Here is a 20,458-nt window from a genome sequence, read left to right as displayed (position 1 = left end):
TTTAAATTTTAAATAACTGAATTTAAAATATTTGAGATTCTTCGTCCCTCAGAATGACAAGCCAATTAGGGCTTTTGAGACAGCTTCTTATCGGTTTAAATCAATTTAACCTATTCCTTGATAAACTCATCAAATGATTTAAAATCAATACTGCTGATTTCCTTGCCTTCCATGTATTTTTCCATTTTTGGAACGCGTTTACTTTGGATGTAGCTAAAGTCATTCTTCGCTTTTTCAAATCGTTCTTCAAGCAGTTTCATATTAGCAAGTTCTGAGGATGATGGAGCTTCAAAACTGGATGCTATTTTAGCATACAGTGTTGCAATTTTACCTCGTAATTGTGGCTCAGCTGAATCTACATAGTTATCACCAGTGGTTACTACCAATGTCTCTTTCAAATCATTCAAATCCTTAAGAACCGCATCTGCTGCTTTACTTCCACCAGCTTCTTTGACCTCTTCAGCTTTAGCGATGATTTCATCCATTTGATAAACCATATAAGCAAGCTGTTCAGACATGTCATAAAGCTTAATTACCGTCTCCTGATTTGCTTTTCTTTCAGCATCATTAATGACCGACTTAGGATCATTCACCAATGTAACAGTGGTTGTGTATGTGTCTTTACCTTTGGTCATCACCACATTATAGTCTCCTGCAGGCATTCTTGGTGAAGTAAACCCTCCGAAAGCAAAGGATTTTCCTTTTGCAAGTTTTGGAGGTCTGATCAAACCATTCCAAGTGACCACATTGATTCCTTTGGATTTTCCAGGAGCTATTTCCGTCAGTTTTCTTCCGTTCTGATCCTGAACTTCCATATTCATCTTGCCGAAAATGTGCTTCTTTCTTAAGTAATAAGTGATCTTCACATCATTGGATCCATTGGCACCAACGAACTCCATCTCTTTTGCTGTTCCACCAAAGGGACTTGTTTCTTCAATGATTGCAGGTTTACTTTCAAAGAAATGAACATCCTTTGCCAGCACTTCCTGATTAATTTCTCGTAAAGGACTTATATCATCAATGATGATCACTCCACGACCATGTGTACCTAATACGATATCATTGGTTTGTTTCTGAAGTTCAATGAAATGAACAGCCGTTGGTGGCATGTTATTGGTAAACTGACTCCAATTTTTACCTCCATTCACCGTAACGAACAATCCGAACTCAGTACCCAGAAACAAAAGATCTTCATTGACATAATCTTCCTGGATATTTCTTGCGAAACCATAGATATCATCTGTGACTATGGAATTCCAGGTTTGGCCATAATCTGTTGTTTTGAAAACATACGGATCCATATTTCCCATCGTATGACCTTCAAGTACTGCATAAGCAGTTCCTTCGCCGTGAACACTGGCTTCAATGTGATACACCCACAAATTATCAGGTACATTTCCCGGAAGATTTGAAGTGGTATTGGTCCAGTTCTTTCCTCCGTCTTTGGTTACCTGAATATTACCGTCATCCGAACCTACCCAGATAACATTTTCATTTACAGGAGATTCAGCTATGGTAAAAATGGTGCAGTGATTTTCAGCTCCTGAATTATCCTTGGAAATACCACCTGAATCTTCTTGATTCTGTTTTGCAGGATCATTCGTCGTTAAATCAGGAGAGATAACGGACCAGGTATTTCCCATGTCCTCAGATCGATGAAGGTATTGGCTACCCATATAAAATCTATCCGGCTGATTTTCACTAATAGCCATTGGAGCGTTCCAGTTAAAGCGTAATTTATCTTCACCTTTAGTTTGAAGAGGCTGGACCGTTTTCGTTGACATTGTTTCCATGTTGTATCTCCAAACATTGTCAGCACCTTGCATTTCAGAGTAGAGTATTTTCTTTGACGGATGCCTCAATACTCTGAAACCATCTCCGAATCCAACCACATTCCAATCTCTTGCTTCCACTCCGCCAGGAGAAGAAGAAGGACCGTACCATGAGCCATTGTCCTGGAGACCACCATACACATTGTATGGTTCCTCATTGTCAACGCTGATGTGATAGAATTGAGAAAGTGGAAGATTGGCCACAATTTCCATGGTATTGGAACCATCCCAAGTTCGGTAAACACCACCATCAGTTCCTACATACATTCTGTCTGAATTATTGATGTCAAAAAGGATGTCATGGATATCAGCATGCATGTTGCCCATGCCTTTAAAAGTCTTGCCTCCGTCTCGACTAATGGAACCAAATAGACCAGCTTTCACTACAACATCTGGATCTTTAGGATCAATGACTATTCGTGAGAAATAAAATGGTCGAACAACCAGGCCAAAATCACTATTTAAGTGTTCCCAGCTTGCACCTGCATCTGTAGATTTATAAAGCCCCCTTTTGTTTTCGTCTTCCGTTTCAAGTACGGAGTATAGAATATTACTGTCGGATGGAGCAACGGCTATTGCTATTCTACCAAGTTTTCCAGAAGGAAATCCATTGTGAATTTTGTTCCAGGTTTCACCGCCATCTGTTGATTTATATAGAGCACTTTTATCTCCACCAGAATTAAATGACCAACCTGTTCTTCTAAACTCCCACATGGAAGCGTATAGGGTATTCGGATCTTTTGGATCCATAATCACATCACCACATCCAGTCGTTTGATCGATGTATAAGATTTTATCCCATGTCACACCGCCATCAACTGATTTATATACTCCACGCTCCTCATTGTCGCCCCATAGCTCACCTAAGACGCCAACATACATGATGTCTGTATTTTCGGGATGGATTTCTATACTAGAGATCCGTTCTGAGTTTTCAAAACCGACCTTGGTCCAGTTAACACCACCATCAATTGATTTGTAAAGTCCATCTCCGATTGATACACTGTTTCTGGTCCAGATTTCTCCTGTACCAACCCATATTTTGTTGTCAGGATCTTTGGGGTCAAGTTTTACTTTACCAATAGATTGTGCATGATCATCAAAAATGGGCTGAAATGATGCTCCACCATTGGCAGATTTCCAAACGCCACCACCGGCAGAACCAACGTAAATAATACGATCATTTGTAGGATGCCCTTCCAAATCGATAACACGTCCACTCATCAGTGCAGGTCCTATGTGACGTGCACGCAGGTCACCAAAAAGTTGTTTGCCTTTTAAAACGATTTCCTCCTGAGAAAATCCAATTAACGTTCCAGCAGTTATTAAAAGTGATAGGTAAATTCTTTTCATCTTCAGATAAATTTATTCACCACTCTCAGTCTGCTCTGGAAATGCAAATACAGCATCCTCTACCTCAGGATTCACTTCAATCGATTCAATCATTAGAGGCTGAGTAGGTCCATCTTTAATGCCTTGTGTCATGGCAAATGGAAAGTAAAGACCTTCTACTTCCTGATAATCACTCATAGTAGATCTACCAATAGATCCTGCCTGTGGCCCCATTTTGATTTCTTGATCTACGGCTAAGGGTACAAAGGATTCAGTCTCGAAATAATAAAAGGAAACATCTTCTACTTCTTGTCCATCCATCATTCTAGGTTCTTTGGTAAGCTTTAATTTGTATGTTTCCGCACCGTCAATCGTTTCAGTACCCATTACTTCGACTGAATAGCCTTTTTCTTTATAATCAATGAATGAATCAGGGAAATCGTTTACATCCAACTTCATATTCTGAGTGGTTTCTGAATCAGCTTTTTCAGCTTTCATGGATTGAAAATTGGTATTCCAAAGTGTTTCTCCATCATAAACACCTTGCATGATAGTCATACCCTGAAAAGTAATTTTAGTGTATTGGCGTCCATCTGAAAGCTGTACTATTTCAAGTGGAATTTCCATTCCTCCTTGATTGACTTTAGCTATAATTTTTGTCCCTTTCAAGGTTTTCCAGGTGTCTTTTCCACCTGTGTTTTCCAGGTATCCTTCAATGATTTCATCTGCAGTGACATCTTGTGCTATTGCTGATAATGTAAATACTGCCACGCAGGCAACTAGTAGTGTTAATTTTCTCATGATATTAGAATTAATAAGGATGTAATTTAAGTGTATGAATTGATGTACCTGTTTTAAAAAATGCTAAATGGTTTTTAAGACAATTAAATGGGCTTTTGCATTATATGCCAATTATTATATTTATTAATTTTCAAAATTGAATAATATTGTGTTGTAATTTTTCTTACTAGCAAATGGAAGATCGGATGAAAAGAATTGTGTTGATTGATGATGATGAAACAACCAACTATCTGAACAAACTGATTATTGAAAGAGCTGCGTTGGTTGATGAAGTGGTTTCTTTTGATTCTGCGCAGGATGCATTGAATTTCTTCTCAAATAATCAAGATGAAGAAGATGAATCTTTGGTGTTATTAGATATCAATATGCCGATAATGAATGGTTGGCAGTTTTTGGACAGATATCAAATGTTACAAAAACAAAATGGAAACAAATTTGTGATCTTAACTTCTTCAATTAATCCTGCTGATAAAGAAATGGCAGAGGAAAAAAATAGCATTATTGAATATATGGCCAAACCACTTTCTATTGAGATGATCAATGAATTGGTATCAAACTACCTTAACTAAGGTATCTTCTAGCGGAAATTCCATGGTTACTGCTGTGCCTAATCCCTCTTCACTTTCAATTCTAACCCAACCGTTAAGAGTATTAACTCTTGACTTCACAATAAACAAACCCATACCTCTGCCATCAACATCCAAATGAAATCGTTGATACATTTTAAATAAGTGGTCGTTCACTTTATCCAAATCCATGCCCCTTCCATTATCCGAAATGACCACATATTTATGCAGCTCATCCTGATATGTTTTGATATCGATCTTGAGTCGTTTAGAAGGGTCTGAGAATTTCAAAGAATTGCTTAAAATATGATAAAATACATCAACAAGGAAAGGTCTAAACGACTTGATTTTCTTAACATCCAAATGCTGTTCGATAGTAACATTTTTAGATTTTAGTTCTGGTTTTAAAAGATCAAGAACTTCTTTAATAATTCGTTCAAAAGAAATTTCTCGATAATCAGAAGGTTCTGGATCTCTTACATTCAGAACAGTGCTAAGCTCTTTTATTACTTTATCTATCCTGTTAGAAGCAATGCCTATTCTGTCAACAATATCATCAGACACTTTCACTTCCTTTTCATTTTTCAGTAAATCAGAAAAACCAATGATTTGGGTAAGCGGTTCTCTTAGATTGTGACTTATGACACTATTGAATTCTTGCAAACTTTTATTTCTACTCTTTAGCTTTTGAATGAGTTCTACCTTTTCAAATTCAAGAGTATTACTCCTGTTCTTAGCAATTGCCGCAATAATAAGGTCTGTCAATGAGGCGATATATCGTTCCTCATTCACACTCCACTCTCGAACAACATTCCTAACCATTGAATAAGAAATCATACCAGCAAACTCACCGTCTATTATTATTGGGGCATTGAGTATAGATTCAATCTCTGCTTCTTTAAAGTATCTTGAATAAATGTCAACCAATCGCTCATCTTTACTTATTTGGTTAACAGCCAATGTTCGGCTTTTAATAAAATCATTAAAAAAAACAGGAAATTCACTGAATGAAATCTCAGTTCTGGGAATTCTAGGAATTCTATTTCTTGCACTTATTCCATTTAGGACCATTGATTGCTTTGCATTATCCATAATCCAATAGGTTGCTCGATCACACTTAATCGCTAGTCTGGAAACATGTAAAAGTTCATCAATAAATAATTTCAGATTGAGGTCATCCTTATGAATATTTTTTGAAAGCTGTAATAGCGTATTGGTAAACTGAGATTCAATCGTTGCGTCTTTTATCCTCTTTTGTCTCTTTTGGTACTGATAAGTAGAGTATGCAAGTCCCCCTACAATGATGATGACCAAGATTATAACCATGAGGCGAGCCTCCTCTTCGACTTTAAGTTGTTGTTGCTGTTGTTTTAGAAGTCTGTTTTCTGTGGCTATGAGCTCAGATTGAAGCGCAGCTTTCATTTTTTCCACATTAGAAATAAACTCAGCATTACGAATGCTATCTCCTAAGTTTTTGTGTTTTTCTAAATAATAGGCTGCTTCACTGATTTTGTTCTGTTCAAGGAGAAAGGAATACAATTTCTCATATGCTTCATTGAGTAGGTCATTTGCCTCAAAGGATTTAGCAAGCGATTCCCCATTTTTCCAATAAAACACTGCACTATCGGGGTAGCTTCGGTAATGATTAAAATAATCTCCCATTTTGAGGTATGACTGAATCAACCCTCGTTTATGATCGGCAATTTTTCTATTAATGATGGATTTTCTCATTAAGTCAATCGCATCTAATTGTAACTCTTTAATGAATGCACACTCTGCAAGTCCATAATATCCATAACCGATCCCTCGGAAATGATCCGAACTTACTGCATTATCCAAACACAGCCTGAAATATCGTTCAGCCATCTCTACCTCATTTTTCATAAGGCTTACCTCACCTAAATTACTATATATAATTACCGGCTGATATTGAGGTAGTTTGGTTTGAGCGAGTGTTAAGGCACGATTAAAATATGCAAGACTAGAATCAAAAACACCTTTGCGTCGATATACCTCACCGATGTTATTATTCAACCGTACATGATCTAGTGGGAATTTCTCCACATTATACGTTAAAGCTTCGAGGTAATAGGAGAGCGCCTGATCAGGAAGACCTACAACTAAAAAGCTACTTCCTTTTATTGTTGTTGCTCGTATCAGGCCTTGTTCATATCCTATATTCTTAGAAATACTTATCGCTTGATTAATATAATAAATAGACTGTTGTTGATCAGTCATACTTAATTCAAAAGCTACTTCATTAATCGCATTTACATAGGAGGAATCTCTAATTTCAAAGCTTTCAAGCAAGGAAATGAGGCTGTCCATTCGGTCGCTTTGGGCTTCAGAGAAATGAACTGACAGTGTAATTAAGAATAGAAATATATATTTCCTCATTCCAATATCTATGGTAGCCTTTACCTTTGGAATATGGCATCAGACTATTTGCAAATTTTAAAGGATATTAATAGCGGTTCCTTCGCACCAGTCTATTTCCTACAAGGTGAAGAAACATTCTTTATTGACAATATTATTGAAAATATTGAAAATAACGCTCTTGATGAAAGTCAAAAAAGTTTCAATCTACTTGTTCTTTACGGCAAAGATACGACACTTACAGATGTAATTGGTGCTGCTCGTCGATATCCGATGATGGGTGATCGTCAGGTGGTTATCGTAAAGGAAGCACAAGAAATGCGAGATTGGAAAAATGAGGATAAACAAAGTTTGGTTATCAACTATCTCGAAAACCCTTTAACCAGCACAATCCTTGTCTTCGGTTATAAGTATAAATCGCTTGACAAAAGGACCAAATTTGGAAAGGTCGTAGAGAAAAATTCAGTCTTTGTTCATGCCAAAAAACTTTACGATAATCAAGTGCCTGATTGGATTAAGAGACATTGCGTTACACAGGGGGTTGAAATAGAGGATGCTGCAATAATGATGCTTTCTGAAAACATTGGAAACAATCTTCAGCGACTCGCGAATGAAATCGAAAAACTTTTACTGAATGTAAAGAAGGGAGAAAAGATTAATTCAGCAATGGTACAGCGGTATGTAGGGATCAGTAAAGACTATAACATTTTTGAGCTTCAAAAAGCGCTTAGTGCCCTTAACAGACAAAAAGCACACAAAATAGCTGGTTACTTTGCTTCTAATCCGGGGAATAACCCATTAGTGCTTACGATCTACAGTTTATTTTCTTATTTCAGCAAACTGCTCTTAGTACATCACTCACCAGATAAAAATGAAAAATCAATTGCTTCGGTAATTGGTGTTAACCCATTTTTCGTGAAAGAATACTTGCAGGCAGCCCATAATTATCCATTAGGTAAGGTCGTTCAAAACATTAAATATTTACATGAAGCAGATTTACAATCAAAGGGGATTGGATATGCAACAAAAAAAGAAGGTCCTGTTTTAACAGAATTGGTATATAAATTGATGAACTGACACAATTTGCTTCAAAAATTTCGTTGGATTGATGGTCAAAAACAGAATGGTGTTAAAAAAGATTTTCTGCCTCCTTTTAGGATTCACAACTTATGTACTCACAGCCCAAAATGCTACCTCAAGTGAAAAATATGAGGGATTGAAAGCGTTCCAAGAATTTCAAACGCAGAAGTACAAAAATGTAGTAAGTAATCTAAGCACCAAAAAAAGCCTGAGTGATAGTGAAGAGATTCTACTTCTACTAAGTGAGTTAAAAACAGGAAATGGGGATGTTTCAAAAATAGAGCGATGGTACAACAATCATTTAAATCATCCTATTGCTCCTTTAGTCTCTTTCAATTTAGGTGAATACTTTTTTTATCAGCAGGACACGGTCAGAAGTAGATCATATTTAGCTGCTATTGCATCATCTGAATTATCAACCACTGATCGAGCATCATATGGATACATATATGGCCTCATTCAATTGGATCAAGAGAATTATAAAAATGCAATTAGTCTATTTCAATTTAGCCGCAAACATGGTTATCCAGATCAAAAGGCACTGGATTATTATGAAGCTTTTGCTGCTTATCACTTAAGTGATCTTGCTGCAGCTCTTAGGGGATTTAAAAAATCTGCAGAAGCTTCTGAATTTGAAACTTCTTCAAAATTTTTCATTGCAAAGATCCAATTAGAAAAAGGTGAGATTGATGAAGTGATTAACATGTCTCAAAGTGAACTTTCGGATGATCGTACATTAACAAATTCTGGTTTCCATCAAATCATTGGTGAAGCATATGGACAAAAACAAGTTGTGCAAAAAGCTGATGCTTATTTCCAACGAGCGATCGAATTACATCCATCGCGTCCTACTGCAGCATTATACTATCAGGCAGGCGTAGCAAAGTTTAAAATTGGTAATGAAGAAAAAGCGATAGAATACCTGAAAGAAGCGGGCATTCAAGGTGGAGAATACGCTCAGTTGAGTGCCTTCCAATTAGGGAGGCTTTACCTTAAAAAGGGTGAATTTGAAAACGCACTATTTGCTTATATGGAGGCGTCCAGTTCAACCATAGATGCAATGAAAGAAGAGGCTTACTTTCAAGTAGCCAGAATTAACGCAAAACTTGGAAATTTCACTGATGCAATTCACTACTCAACCGACTACCTGAAATATTTCAAGGAAGGTCAGTGGAAAGTGGAAATTCAAAATTTAATAGCCCAGTCGTACCTTAAAACATCAAATTATGATTTAGCTATTGAGCATTTAAAATCTATTGGTGTAAATACTGCCACACAAAGGGAAGTTTACCAGGCGGTTTCATTTCAAAAGGCACTATTACTTTTCAATGATGGAAAATTTGATGCTGCGGAAGGCTGGTTCAATGAAAGCTTGAAATACACACCAGACATCATACTAAAAAACCAAGCCTTTTACCATTTAGGTGAAATTGCTTCAAGAAAAGGTGATTTTGATGAAGCATTGGGTTTATATCAACAGCAGACACTCATAGATCCACTTTCACATTATGGCATTGGTTATGCATATTTCAATCAAAGGAAATATGATGACGCTCTCAATCATTTTAGGAATGCAAGAAATGCCAGCGAATCAGAAATTAATCAAGATGCAAGCATACGTCTCGCTGATTGTCTGTTCGCCACAAAATCATATGATGAAGCATATTCGATTTATCGGAGAATCAATAATCAATTGAACTCCGCATATATCACCTTTCAGATGGGCAAAACATTAAAAGATTTGAATAGGAGTCAAGAGGCTATTGATGCTTTCACCAAGGTATTTAGCTCTTCGCGTTTTGGAGGTGCTGCACGCTTTGAATGTGGGATGATAAAATTTGAAGCAGCCCAGTTTCCAGAAGCCATTGGCTACTTTAAACAGGTAAGGAGTAGGTTTCAGGATTCTCCTTATGTTCCCGAAGCAATTTTGAATATGGGAATTTCTCATAAGAATATTGGGGAACTTGAAAATGCGAAAGATGATTATGAGACAATACTGAAAAAATACCCAACAGATGAAATTGCTTTCAATGCAATATTAGGTTTACAGGAATTACAGCAATTAGGTGTAGCAGTCGATGATCTTGAGGGGTATATCAATCAATACAAGCAAGCTAACCCTAACAATGACAACCTTGAAGTAATTGAGTTTGAAGCCGCAAAGCGTCAATATTTTGATTTTGCTTACGAAGAAGCCACTCAATCACTCCAAAAGTTTTTAAATAACTATCCTGGCAGTACAAATAAGATTGAGGCTAAGTATTACTTAGGTGATTCGTATTATCGTTTGAATAAACTCAAAGAGTCTGAGAAGGAATTGAGTGACCTTAAGTTTATCAGAAACATGTATACAGGACGAATCCTGAATCGGTTAGGAGAGATCAATCTGCTACTAAAAGACAATAAGGAATCAGAAGAAGCTTATAAACTGCTTCTTGACTTGGATTTATCTCTAAAAGACACTTACAATGCGAAATATGGTTTAATGAAATTATACTTCGAAAATGAACAATACACTGAAGCAATCAATCAGGCAGCAAGCATTTTGCAAAGTGATTGGAAACCATTGAATGGAGAACAGGAGGCAATTTTAACAAAAGCTAAAAGTCTGAAAAATACAGGAAACACAGAAGAAGCAATTGTTCAATACGAACTACTCAAGGAAGGTAAAGATGTGTATGCTGTTGAAGCAAGTTATTCCATTGGCTTGATTCAATATAATCGCGGCGAATATGAAGAATCACTAAATACATTATTCGACCTGAATGCGCGTTTTGGGAGTTATCAGGACTGGATTGATAAATCTTATTTGCTAATCGCTCAGAATTACATTGCAAGTGGTGAATTATTTCAGGCAAAAGCGACTTTAAGATCAATTACTCAACATGCTAAAAATGAGAATGTTAAATCTCAATCGAAGCGACTGTTGGATCAAATCGAACAAAACGTTATTGAAGCAGATAGCACGGTCCAAAATGATAAGTAACATGAGGTGTATTACTTTATTATTTCTATTAATACTTGTTACTCCAACAATAGCGCAGAGTGATTCCACAAAAACCAGTGGTGAGATTCTAACAGGAGAGGTTATCATAGAGAAGGAAAAGAAGATCATTCTACCTCTAGCTGATAAGATCTTCTTGAGAAGTCAATTGAAATCATTTGATAATTCACCATTAAACCTATCGTTTGACGTTTCAGAACCAGATTTTGAATGGCCAGACTATAAATCGGATGTTCCATTTCAAGTAAACAACTCCACCTATCCAGAGGCATCCTATCAAAATTATGTAAAGCTCGGATATGGTAATTTCAATTCACCCTTGATTGAGGCTGGACTATTTAAGTCAATAAGAAATTGGGACAACCGGGCAATACTATTTTATGAGCGTTTTAAAACAGGGCCTGTGAATGGTGAAAACAGTGGGAATGCAGACGGTGGAATAGACGTATCATCAACCTATAAGAAAGAAAATTGGGTCGTAATTCCTTCAATATCATATATAGGGAGTAGTTATAATTTTTATGGAAATGCAAATCGAGTTAATACCGGATTTGATTCATCAGAACCGGATGAGGGCAACATCAATAATTTCAAAACGAACATTAAAATTGGATGGAATAATGATGATGTAGAAGCTTATATAACCCCAATATTCACAAACACAGCTCAAACAGCCTCTCTTTCTGCATCTGATAACTCTGAATCTGTTATTGGGGTAGATGCTGGGCTTGAATTTAAGATTGATGATTCTTTTACTGCTGGTCTTAACATTAACGGACGAACATCTACCTATAAAGGAGGGCTAACCTATGATCGATCGCTCTTAAATATCAATCCTAACCTGGTCTATAAGAAAGATGCACTTCGTCTTGATATAGGCTTTATGGTATCAAGCAGCAATGTGAATGAGGTTTCAAACACATCTATATATCCTAGATTAAAGGGAGATTATAAACTTTCAGAATCTTGGTCAATCTTTGGCAAAGTTGAAGGAGGAATTACCTGGAATAGTTTAAATCGCATCATCACTGAAAACAATTTTCTTGATGATTCATTGCTTATCGTAAATACTGAAAGCAAATTGGTCATTGGAGGTGGATTAGAAGGTAATCCAATTGAAAATATGTTTTTAAGCATTTCCATAACCAATTCTTCACTTAATGGGCTTCCATTCTTTATTTCTTCAGCACAAGATTCAAGTAAATATTCATTGACATATGATTCAGAGTCTGTAAACCTATTTTCGCTGAATTCAAGCATTTCATTCATGCCTAATGCTGTGAGTAACTATGGAGCCAGTTTGATGATAAATAGCTTTGGATTAACTAATCTAGATAGACCCTGGCATAAGCCAGCCTATATTTTGAAAGCTTACACAAGCCATAATATCAAGGAAAAACTTATTGTATCAGCATATTTCACTAGTATGGGAGGTATAAGAGGTCCGGCCAATGTGAATTTTGGTTATGTTAAGCTAGCTCCGTTTATAGATGCTGGTTTAGGGGCAAAATATCTATTAACACCACGTTCTTCGGTATTCATTGATGTAAATAATTTGCTTAATGATGAATACGAGCGATATTTGGGGTACCCGATCCGAGGACTCGCATTCAAAATTGGTGGTCAGTACCGATTCTGATACTAATATTTCCTAATAATGAATTTTATTTTATCTTGGTTCGGTCAATAAAACAAACCTATGGCTACAGACGATAAGAACAAGAACACAGATGATGACGATTTCTTCGGTGATGATGAGGATTTCGGTCTTCCAGAACTAGATTATGAAGCGCTGGATGATGATGATAGCGCTGATCAGGAAGAAAAAGTAGAAGAACCTTCAGCAGAAGTTCCGGAAGAGACTCCAGAGCCAGAAGAAGAAACTACCAATGATTCTGTTTTTGAGGATGAATCCATGGATGATTCAGATATGACTGATGACTTGGATCTCGGTGATGGCGATGACTTGGACATGGGTGATGATTTAGACTTAGGTGATGAACTGGATTTGGGAGATGACCTTGACACGGATGATTTAGATATGGGTGATTTGGGTATGGATGATGAAGAGATTCCAGATCAAATATCAAAGGAAGAGCTTGAAGCTTCAATGGAAGATGATGATATGCCGGATGTCTCTGATGAAGATTTAGCATCTGATGATTCTTCAGATGATCCATCCGAAGAAGAAATGGAAGATTTCTATGAAGAAGAGTCTTTTGATGATTTTGAGTCATCTGATATGGGTGACGATGGAGATGATATCTCCGATTCGGTATTCGATAGTGATGTTTTAGATGAAGATGAATTTGCTCAGTTTGAGAAAGAATTGAGTGATACGGAAGATGATGATTCAGGTGATATGTCTTCATTTGAAGATGCAAGCGCACCTGCTGAAAGTAAATCTAAGTTCATAAAAGTAGTAGTCTTTGGAATCCTTATTTTCGCCTCTCTAGGTGCGGTATTCCTATTTTGGTATCAATCAAGTGATGGAGAAGAGGAACAACCAGTCACTGAAAAAGTAGAAAGACCAGTTGCGAAACAGCCGGAAGAGGAGAAACCTGCTGAAGAAACAGCAACTCCAGCTGAAACTGAAGATTCAGGATCTAATGAGTCAGAAGATGCAAGCGAAGCGAGTGCACAGCCTAATAATCAACCAAGAAATAATACTCCTGCAAATACACAACCTGCACGCCAGCAGACGCAACAAGTGCAACAAAACCCAGGTACTGTAAATGCATTAAGTGATCGTACTGGCAATTACTATATTGTCATAGGAAGCTTTTTGGATGGTGATATGGCAATGGACTATGCAAATAAGCTTTCCAATGCAGGGAAAAGTCCTTCAGTGATTCCTCCATTTGGGAATGCAATTACTCATAGGGTAGCAATTTCTGGTTATGGTACGCTTTCTGAAGCACAAGGTGCGGTTGGCGGACTTAAAGGAGAATACGGAGATGATATTTGGATTCTGAGGTACTAGTGTACTAACCTTTCAAGTTTTACGTTCAATCTGATTGAATGGGAATATCCATTCATTAAACTCAAGATAAAAGAACAATATGCTTATTAGTGTTATGCAAGATCCTTTGATTGAGGGATTGGAGTCAGAAGAGACCATTTCTCTTCTGGAACTTGTTATGAATGGTGGCTACATGATGCTACCCATTCTTCTGCTTTGGATGGTGGCAATCTACATTTTCGTAGAACGTACCCGTACCTTAAATGCTGCCTCTAAAACACCCGAATCTTTTAAAGATCAGATCAGGTCTATGGTGGTAGCCGGAGATATAAATGGTGCATTGGTGCACTGTGGTAAAACAGATACCCCCGTAGCGAGAATGATTGAGAAAGGAATTTCCAGGATTGGAAATCCACTCAAAAACATCGAAGTAAGCATTGAGAATGTTGGCAAACTTGAAATTTACAGATTAGAGAAAAATCTGAATTTGCTAGCTACCATTTCGGGTGCTGCTCCCATGATAGGATTTCTAGGTACGGTTACCGGAATGATTCAAGCATTCATTGCAATTGCACAAGAGGAAGGTGCAGTCAGTCCTAAATTACTTTCATCTGGAATTTACGAAGCAATGATAACTACGGCAGCTGGACTCTTTGTGGGTATTTTGGCTTATCTCGGATACAATTACCTGGTTTCTAAAGTAGGTAAAGTCATCCATACGATGGAGTACAACGTTATAGACTTCATAGATCTACTACAAGAACCTAAAAAATAGATCTGATGGATTTGAAATCTAAACATAAGGTGAATGCGAGTTTTAGCATGTCATCAATGACAGATATCATCTTTCTGTTATTGATCTTTTTTATGCTAACTGCTTCATTTATTACCCCTTCAGGATTACCGGTCAATTTACCTTCTTCAAAATCATCAGAGATTGTGATGCAAAAGGTGAGTGTAACAATCACAAAAGACCTTAGCTACTTTGTAAATAATAAGCGAGTGAATCGTTCTGGTTTAGAATCTGTTTTAAGATCAAACCTTAGTGGAAATGAAGGAATTGTAGTATTACACTGTGATGCTTCAGTACCTGTAGAACGATTAGTTGAGGTGGCTGGAATAGCTACTTCTTTAAAAGCCAAAGTTTCGATTGCAACGAAACCAGAGTGATGGAAGAAAGAGAAAAACAAGAGGAAAAGAATAAACGGATCGGCTGGTTGACTTCAGTAGGAGTTCAGCTAGTACTTTTGATTTTATTCTATTTCATTGTTGCGTGGAAAGAGCCATTTCCTCCGATACCGGAGTATGGCATAGAGCTCGGATTTACTACTTCTGCTGGAGCTTCAAGTACGTCTGCTCCATCAGAAATAACCCCAGAAGAAGAAAATGCTGAAATTGTTGAGGAAACCACGCCGGTTGAAGAAACGCAATCTGAACAGCAAACATCTTCAGAAGTCGTAGATCAACAACCGGAAACCGTTTCTGAAGTAGAGTCACCAATTAAGGTTGAAGAGTCAAAAGTTGAAGAAAAAGAGGTTGTAGAAGAAGAGGAGAATGTTGTGGATTCAAGAGCTGTAATGACTCCTTCGGAAACTGAATCTGAGAAGAAAAGCGACAATCCTTCAGAGGGAGAAGAAGAAAAAGAAATAGACAGCCGTGCCATTTATGGAAGTCAGGGGACTAATTCAGGAGATTCAGAAGGAGCTAATCTTACCATGTCCGGATGGATATGGGATTTCAAGCCAAAACCTGATGATCAATCCGACGATTCTGGTAAAATCGTTTACAAAATCACTGTTGATCAGGATGGATACCTTGTCAAGATTCAAACCATTACTTCCACAGTATCCCCAACAGTTGAAAGAAAATATCGAGCAGCTGTTGAGAAATTAACATTTAGCAAAACTGCCGATTACAAAACGGCCCCTGTCTCAACAGGTACCATCACATTCATTATAAAATCCAAATGACCTACGAAGAGACACTCGAGTATTTATATACTCGATTGCCAATGTATCAACGGATAGGTAAGAAAGCTTATAAAGCAGACCTTACTAACACCATCAAATTGATGGAACAACTTAATAATCCTCACAAAAAATTTAAAAGTATTCACATTGCAGGTACTAATGGGAAGGGGACTAGTGCGCACGGGATAGCTGCTATTTTGCAAACTGCCGGATATAAGGTGGGGCTTTATACTTCTCCTCATTTGAAGAATTTCACTGAGAGAATCAAAATAAACGGTATAGAAGTTTTTGAGGATTTTGTGATCGATTTTGTAGACCGAATCAGATCACAAATAGAAGATATTCAGCCATCCTTTTTTGAGATTACTGTGGCTATGGCCTTTGATTATTTTCAAAGAGAGCAAGTGGATATAGCTGTAATTGAAACCGGATTGGGGGGTCGGCTCGACAGCACGAATGTAATCACTCCAGAGGTCTGTCTGATCACCAATATTGGTTATGATCACATGGATATGTTGGGAGACACACTGGATAAGATTGCCGCTGAAAAGGCTGGAATTATAAAGAAACATGTTCCGGTGGTGATAGGAGAGACGCTACCTGAAACGGAACCAGTATTTAAACAAATCGCAGAAAATAATCAGGCTACTTTGATAAAAGCAGGTAACTCAACACTCAAACCACAGGGAATGGTGGCTGATTACTTTTTGAAAAATTTAGGTGGGATTGAATCCGTTACTAAAGAGCTGGTAAGGTTAGGCTGGAATGTGACTTCAAATCATATAACAGCAGGAATTGAGAATGTCAATGATTTAACAGGATTGAAGGGCAGACTTCAGATCCTAGAAAAAGATCCATTAGTCATTGCAGATGTCAGTCATAATGTGGATGGTTTAAAACTGCTATTCACTCAAGTCAAGGAAATCTGCAACGGCAAATTGCATCTGGTATTTGGTACAGTAAAGGACAAAGACCTAAAATCAATCTTCACAATCATTCCAAAAGGTGCCGAAATCTATTGGACACAATCTGCTGTTCCCAGAGCACTTCCTGTAGAAGAATTGGCCATTCAGGGCGTGATGCATGGAATCGAAGGAGACTGTTTCAAGCAAGTAAATGATGCCATCAGGAATGCAAAAGAAAAGGTGCAGCCTGACGATATGATACTTGTTACGGGTAGCACCTTCGTGGTGGCAGAGGTTGATGGACTTTAATCTTCTCCCAAATGCAGATGGTGCACATGTTCATCAATTAGATCTATTTGCTTGGTGATTTCAACCACATACCTTTTGAGTTCATCTTCCAGCGCTTTCACTTCTTTTTCGTATTCTGGACCTTTAGCTCTTCCAAGATTCTTTTCAATGTCATTATAGGTATTACACTCCTGATGAATGAAATCTCTGAATGATCTGGTAGTGTAGTAGCTTTCAAGGGTTTGGATATCATCAAGGGTTGCTTTTGCTTCCTGATCCTGATTGGCTTCAAATTTTCTAGTTACAATGCCATAAAGTAGCGTGTCATAGTGATGAATTTCATCAAGCATTGCAATAATTTTCTTACGATAAACAGATTCACCGCAAAAACTGCCTAAGCCTTCATAAGTTTGCAGCTTCTCAGCTTCATTGTCCCAGTTGATGGTGAGTTCATCTACTGCTTTCACAACCGTTGCTTCGTCTTCCTGAGCGAAGATGTAGAGTGAAAAAATCATTAAGATGGAGGTGAGTATTTGAGATTTCATAGTTGGAGATTTTTTAATTGAACTGGTTATACATTGAGTAAGATAAATAAGTTAGAAAAGTTTGCCCAAAATAAAGCAAGTGAAAATGTCATAGAACCAGGCAAAGAATCGTATGATCAAATTAAAGGCCAGTGGAATAGCTTTTTTAAAAATGATAATGATATCGTTATTGAGCTGGCCTGCGGGTGGGGAGAATACACCATATCATTAGCAGAAAAATTTCCTAATCGCAATTTCATTGGAATTGATATAAAAGGGGATCGTGTATGGCGTGGTAGCCAGTATGCACAAAAGAATGAGCTTACAAATGTCGCTTTTCTACGGACTCATATAATTGAAATTCTTAGTTTATTTGGAGATAGTGAAGTGGATGAAATTTGGCTGACCTTTCCGGATCCCCGACCCAAGGATCGAGACGAAAAACATCGTTTATCAAATAAATCTTTTCTTGAGAAATACCGAACGATTCTAAAACCTGATGGCTGGTTTAAGTTTAAAACAGATAATACGGAGTTATTTGAATATACACTTCAGGTATTGGCAGACTTCAAGATTAAAGACCATGAGTTCACCTTCGATCTGTACAACTCGCCACTACTGGAAGATCACCACGACATTAAAACCAAATATGAGCGTATCTGGACTGAAAAAGGTGAAAAGATCAAGTACATGAAGTTTAGGTTTTTAATTGATTGATTTCTCCTTAATATCTTTTTTCATTAAACACCAATTTATTATGAAAGGGATCTGTAACCTCCATACAGAGATCTTTCCATGGAGCTTTGCTGATACCAGGATTGTTGTATTTGTAGTTCTTCTTTTTGAGGCCTTTATGGAATTCCTTTAAGCCACTGCAGTTTATAAAGACTTTCGCTCCTGGAGAACAGTCGCCATGATGCTCTGTCAAGTGCAGTATCATATTACCATTTGAAACTTGTATGTAGATCGGTGCATCATCATGAAAGCGATGTTCCCAATCAATTTTAAATCCCAACCAATGGACGTAGAATTCAATGGTTTTTTTATAGTCAAATATTCTTAGAACAGGGATTATCTCTGACGCTTCCATGTTGACTTGATTAGTTCATTTTCCTTTCACACCAATCGATGGGAGAGAAAAGAAGGCATGCTAAATGCGTATGCTTACCTGAAAAGATAGCTGGTATTGTCATCACTTCACAGCCCGGGTCTGCTCGGATACCTGCGAGTATTAAGGAAGCGGATAGAAAGGTTAAAGCTCCAGTAGCTGCTGGCCCTCCATACCCAAGTAAGAAAACGGCAAGGAATGGACCGAAAGCCAAAATAGCTCCAAGCACCCGATCCATTTTTGGTGTAAATCGAACAATAGCGAAATGAAGAAGGGCATAAAAAGCAAGTAGGCCGATAGCCCATGAAAGTCTTATAAAGACTCCCTCCCAACTAACATCACGATATACTGGCCAAACTTCCGTAACAAAGAATAGCCCAAGGCTGAATCTAAAAATTCGCCCTATCATGCGCGCCTTGTAAACCGGTTTTTGACCTGTATCCATAATCAGCAATTACAGGTTCCATTTTGTATCGGTGGACACTTCTTAGTACCATAACTGCAGTACACACAGCAATCACCTGATTTGGGCTTCAACACCTGGTGGCAATTTTCACATTCATAGAAGTACTGGCATGCATCTGTAGGCATGGTTTCTTCTTTCTGATGTCCACAGTTCGGACAGGTGATGGTGGATTGTAAAACTGCTTCTTTCTCCATCTTATTCATCTTTTGGCTTCTCAATTACTGTGTATCCCGTTTTATTGATTGCTTCTATGATTGTTTTTTCTTCGAGCTTTGATGGTACATACTCTATGGTGGCAGAACCTTCCGCATAGATGGCATCTACAGACTTCACACCCTGAAGCATTCCAACCTTATGTTCGATGGAAGCTTCGCATCCTGCACAGGTCATTCCCTTTACATCTAAGACAATCTTATTTGTTTTGGTTGTGTCTTGTTCAATTAATGTGGTAGGTGTCTGATTTCCACCATTGGAATAGAATATATGTGCGTAGCTGGGAAACGAGAGCATTAAACCTGCAAAGACGGTAATGATTCCCAGGAATTTTTTCGATTGCCAGATAGAAGGTTTTACATCGTCATCACATGCACAGGCAATTTCCTCTGCGGTTCTAGGTCTAAGTTTCTGATACCAGGCAAAACCTAAAATACCAATAGTCAAGACTATCAGATACGGCCTGAATGGCTCCATCCAGGAGAAAGTGGCTGCAATGCCACCAATACCAGCCAGCAAGGAAAACACAGGTGTGATGCAGCACAGTGAAGCTACGATTGCTGCAAACAATCCCGCACTGGCACTTTTTGAAGATAGATTTGTCGCACTCATGAGATTACTTCTTTTTGATTCTGCTGTAGCAAGCCATCCAACACTGGTTTGATAATCTGAATATTGGTTCCAACCAGAGAATAAAATACCGTTTGGCCTACTTTCTTGTCTTTGACAAGCTTCCCGTCCTTTAGCTTACGCAAATGCTGGGAAACTCCGCCTACAGATATATCCAGTATATCGCTTAGGTCACAAGGACACATTTTGCCTTCTTTGTGCAATAGAAAGAGAATTTTTAATCTCATAGGATTCCCGGAAAGATTGAATATCTGTGTAGCTTGGTTTAGTTGCTCGTCAAGCTGGTTAAGGGATTCCTTGCATTCCTTAATTTGGACGGGATCCGCCAATACTCTAATACAGGTCTTGCTCATCTTTTTATGTTTTAGCGATTACTAAAACGTAAAGATACAACTATAGAT

General features: G+C 37.8%; 19 protein-coding genes. 10 read left to right on the top strand and 9 right to left on the bottom strand.

Features of this window, described 5'->3' with window-relative positions; genetic code table 11:
* Nucleotides 1–110: 110 nt before the first annotated feature.
* Nucleotides 111–3,185 (bottom strand): hypothetical protein, encoded by a 3,075-nt coding sequence (locus tag ACOMC3_RS08385; RefSeq protein ID WP_420319090.1) that lies wholly within the window; start codon nt 3,183–3,185, stop codon nt 111–113.
* A 12-nt stretch (nt 3,186–3,197) separates the two neighbouring features.
* Entirely contained in the window at nt 3,198–3,965 is a 768-nt protein-coding gene (locus ACOMC3_RS08380; protein ID WP_420319089.1) for an outer membrane lipoprotein-sorting protein, read from the bottom strand.
* 185 nt (nt 3,966–4,150) lie between these two features.
* On the opposite strand from ACOMC3_RS08380, the gene ACOMC3_RS08375 reads away from it, so the two are divergent.
* The gene (locus ACOMC3_RS08375; RefSeq protein WP_420319088.1) at nt 4,151–4,534 is read left to right on the top strand and encodes a response regulator; all 384 of its coding nucleotides are present in this window, start codon (nt 4,151–4,153) and stop codon (nt 4,532–4,534) included.
* On the opposite strand, the gene ACOMC3_RS08370 is transcribed toward ACOMC3_RS08375, so the two are convergent.
* Nucleotides 4,517–6,928, bottom strand: a complete 2,412-nt coding sequence (locus ACOMC3_RS08370; RefSeq protein ID WP_420319087.1) for an ATP-binding protein — start codon at nt 6,926–6,928, stop codon at nt 4,517–4,519. The two genes, ACOMC3_RS08375 and ACOMC3_RS08370, sit on opposite strands and share 18 nt — an antisense overlap.
* Nucleotides 6,929–6,961: 33 nt before the next feature.
* On the opposite strand from ACOMC3_RS08370, the gene holA reads away from it, so the two are divergent.
* The 8 genes from holA (at nt 6,962) to ACOMC3_RS08330 (ending at nt 17,137) form a co-directional block, all read left to right on the top strand.
* Nucleotides 6,962–7,984, top strand: coding sequence for a DNA polymerase III subunit delta (holA, locus tag ACOMC3_RS08365; RefSeq protein ID WP_420319086.1), 1,023 nt, complete (start codon nt 6,962–6,964; stop codon nt 7,982–7,984).
* 31 nt (nt 7,985–8,015) lie between these two features.
* The gene (locus tag ACOMC3_RS08360; RefSeq protein ID WP_420319085.1) at nt 8,016–10,973 is read left to right on the top strand and encodes a tetratricopeptide repeat protein; all 2,958 of its coding nucleotides are present in this window, start codon (nt 8,016–8,018) and stop codon (nt 10,971–10,973) included.
* A gap of 1 nt (nt 10,974) precedes the next feature.
* Entirely contained in the window at nt 10,975–12,630 is a 1,656-nt protein-coding gene (locus ACOMC3_RS08355) for a hypothetical protein (protein ID WP_420319084.1), read from the top strand.
* 60 nt (nt 12,631–12,690) lie between these two features.
* Nucleotides 12,691–13,974, top strand: coding sequence for an SPOR domain-containing protein (locus ACOMC3_RS08350; protein WP_420319083.1), 1,284 nt, complete (start codon nt 12,691–12,693; stop codon nt 13,972–13,974).
* A 79-nt stretch (nt 13,975–14,053) separates the two neighbouring features.
* On the top strand, nt 14,054–14,728 hold the full coding sequence (locus ACOMC3_RS08345; RefSeq protein WP_420319082.1) for a MotA/TolQ/ExbB proton channel family protein: 675 nt from the start codon (nt 14,054–14,056) through the stop codon (nt 14,726–14,728).
* Between the two features lie 5 nt (nt 14,729–14,733).
* The gene (locus ACOMC3_RS08340) at nt 14,734–15,123 is read left to right on the top strand and encodes an ExbD/TolR family protein (RefSeq protein WP_420319081.1); all 390 of its coding nucleotides are present in this window, start codon (nt 14,734–14,736) and stop codon (nt 15,121–15,123) included.
* Nucleotides 15,123–15,923, top strand: coding sequence for a hypothetical protein (locus tag ACOMC3_RS08335; RefSeq protein ID WP_420319080.1), 801 nt, complete (start codon nt 15,123–15,125; stop codon nt 15,921–15,923). Before ACOMC3_RS08340 ends, ACOMC3_RS08335 begins: the two co-directional genes overlap by 1 nt.
* Nucleotides 15,920–17,137, top strand: a complete 1,218-nt coding sequence (locus ACOMC3_RS08330; RefSeq protein WP_420319079.1) for a bifunctional folylpolyglutamate synthase/dihydrofolate synthase — start codon at nt 15,920–15,922, stop codon at nt 17,135–17,137. Before ACOMC3_RS08335 ends, ACOMC3_RS08330 begins: the two co-directional genes overlap by 4 nt.
* On the opposite strand, the gene ACOMC3_RS08325 is transcribed toward ACOMC3_RS08330, so the two are convergent.
* Nucleotides 17,134–17,661, bottom strand: coding sequence for a hypothetical protein (locus tag ACOMC3_RS08325; protein WP_420319078.1), 528 nt, complete (start codon nt 17,659–17,661; stop codon nt 17,134–17,136). The genes ACOMC3_RS08330 and ACOMC3_RS08325 overlap by 4 nt on opposite strands.
* A 33-nt stretch (nt 17,662–17,694) precedes the next feature.
* On the opposite strand from ACOMC3_RS08325, the gene trmB reads away from it, so the two are divergent.
* Nucleotides 17,695–18,357 carry a tRNA (guanosine(46)-N7)-methyltransferase TrmB gene (trmB, locus tag ACOMC3_RS08320; RefSeq protein WP_420319077.1) on the top strand — a complete coding sequence of 221 codons (663 nt, stop codon included), beginning with the start codon at nt 17,695–17,697 and terminating at the stop codon, nt 18,355–18,357.
* A gap of 7 nt (nt 18,358–18,364) precedes the next feature.
* On the opposite strand, the gene ACOMC3_RS08315 is transcribed toward trmB, so the two are convergent.
* Genes ACOMC3_RS08315 through ACOMC3_RS08295 form a run of 5 tightly spaced genes read right to left on the bottom strand, consistent with a single transcriptional unit; the run spans nt 18,365 to nt 20,410 of the window.
* A complete protein-coding gene (locus ACOMC3_RS08315) occupies nt 18,365–18,730 on the bottom strand; it encodes a glyoxalase superfamily protein (protein WP_420319076.1) in 366 nt (121 codons plus the stop codon).
* Nucleotides 18,731–18,740: 10 nt separating this feature from the next.
* Nucleotides 18,741–19,193 (bottom strand): hypothetical protein, encoded by a 453-nt coding sequence (locus ACOMC3_RS08310; RefSeq protein WP_420319075.1) that lies wholly within the window; start codon nt 19,191–19,193, stop codon nt 18,741–18,743.
* A gap of 2 nt (nt 19,194–19,195) precedes the next feature.
* Nucleotides 19,196–19,408, bottom strand: coding sequence for a GDCCVxC domain-containing (seleno)protein (locus ACOMC3_RS08305; RefSeq protein ID WP_420319074.1), 213 nt, complete (start codon nt 19,406–19,408; stop codon nt 19,196–19,198).
* Between the two features lies 1 nt (nt 19,409).
* Nucleotides 19,410–20,039 (bottom strand): mercuric transport protein MerTP, encoded by a 630-nt coding sequence (gene merTP, locus ACOMC3_RS08300; RefSeq protein ID WP_420319073.1) that lies wholly within the window; start codon nt 20,037–20,039, stop codon nt 19,410–19,412.
* Nucleotides 20,036–20,410, bottom strand: a complete 375-nt coding sequence (locus ACOMC3_RS08295) for an ArsR/SmtB family transcription factor (RefSeq protein WP_420319072.1) — start codon at nt 20,408–20,410, stop codon at nt 20,036–20,038. The genes merTP and ACOMC3_RS08295 overlap by 4 nt, the downstream gene beginning before the upstream one ends.
* Between the last annotated feature and the right edge of the window lie 48 nt (nt 20,411–20,458).

Source organism: Ekhidna sp., assembly GCF_965212185.1.
Taxonomy (GTDB): domain Bacteria; phylum Bacteroidota; class Bacteroidia; order Cytophagales; family Cyclobacteriaceae; genus Ekhidna.
The sequence above is the reverse complement of the archived record's forward strand: the minus strand, read 5'-3'. Positions and strand labels throughout refer to the sequence as shown.

Bases quoted from the DNA above. Each gene is read 5' to 3' on its own strand.
- ACOMC3_RS08385 (WP_420319090.1), bottom strand. From the start codon at position 3,185: ATGAAAAGAATTTACCTATCACTTTTAATAACTGCTGGAACGTTAATT.
- ACOMC3_RS08325 (WP_420319078.1), bottom strand. From the start codon at position 17,661: ATGAAATCTCAAATACTCACCTCCATCTTAATGATTTTTTCACTCTAC.
- ACOMC3_RS08375 (WP_420319088.1), top strand. From the start codon at position 4,151: ATGAAAAGAATTGTGTTGATTGATGATGATGAAACAACCAACTATCTG.
- ACOMC3_RS08335 (WP_420319080.1), top strand. From the start codon at position 15,123: ATGGAAGAAAGAGAAAAACAAGAGGAAAAGAATAAACGGATCGGCTGG.
- ACOMC3_RS08340 (WP_420319081.1), top strand. From the start codon at position 14,734: ATGGATTTGAAATCTAAACATAAGGTGAATGCGAGTTTTAGCATGTCA.
- ACOMC3_RS08295 (WP_420319072.1), bottom strand. From the start codon at position 20,410: ATGAGCAAGACCTGTATTAGAGTATTGGCGGATCCCGTCCAAATTAAG.
- holA (WP_420319086.1), top strand. From the start codon at position 6,962: ATGGCATCAGACTATTTGCAAATTTTAAAGGATATTAATAGCGGTTCC.
- ACOMC3_RS08355 (WP_420319084.1), top strand. From the start codon at position 10,975: ATGAGGTGTATTACTTTATTATTTCTATTAATACTTGTTACTCCAACA.
- ACOMC3_RS08310 (WP_420319075.1), bottom strand. From the start codon at position 19,193: ATGGATACAGGTCAAAAACCGGTTTACAAGGCGCGCATGATAGGGCGA.
- ACOMC3_RS08370 (WP_420319087.1), bottom strand. From the start codon at position 6,928: ATGAGGAAATATATATTTCTATTCTTAATTACACTGTCAGTTCATTTC.
- ACOMC3_RS08305 (WP_420319074.1), bottom strand. From the start codon at position 19,408: ATGGAGAAAGAAGCAGTTTTACAATCCACCATCACCTGTCCGAACTGT.
- ACOMC3_RS08345 (WP_420319082.1), top strand. From the start codon at position 14,054: ATGCTTATTAGTGTTATGCAAGATCCTTTGATTGAGGGATTGGAGTCA.
- ACOMC3_RS08380 (WP_420319089.1), bottom strand. From the start codon at position 3,965: ATGAGAAAATTAACACTACTAGTTGCCTGCGTGGCAGTATTTACATTA.
- ACOMC3_RS08315 (WP_420319076.1), bottom strand. From the start codon at position 18,730: ATGGAAGCGTCAGAGATAATCCCTGTTCTAAGAATATTTGACTATAAA.
- ACOMC3_RS08330 (WP_420319079.1), top strand. From the start codon at position 15,920: ATGACCTACGAAGAGACACTCGAGTATTTATATACTCGATTGCCAATG.
- ACOMC3_RS08360 (WP_420319085.1), top strand. From the start codon at position 8,016: ATGGTCAAAAACAGAATGGTGTTAAAAAAGATTTTCTGCCTCCTTTTA.
- merTP (WP_420319073.1), bottom strand. From the start codon at position 20,039: ATGAGTGCGACAAATCTATCTTCAAAAAGTGCCAGTGCGGGATTGTTT.
- ACOMC3_RS08350 (WP_420319083.1), top strand. From the start codon at position 12,691: ATGGCTACAGACGATAAGAACAAGAACACAGATGATGACGATTTCTTC.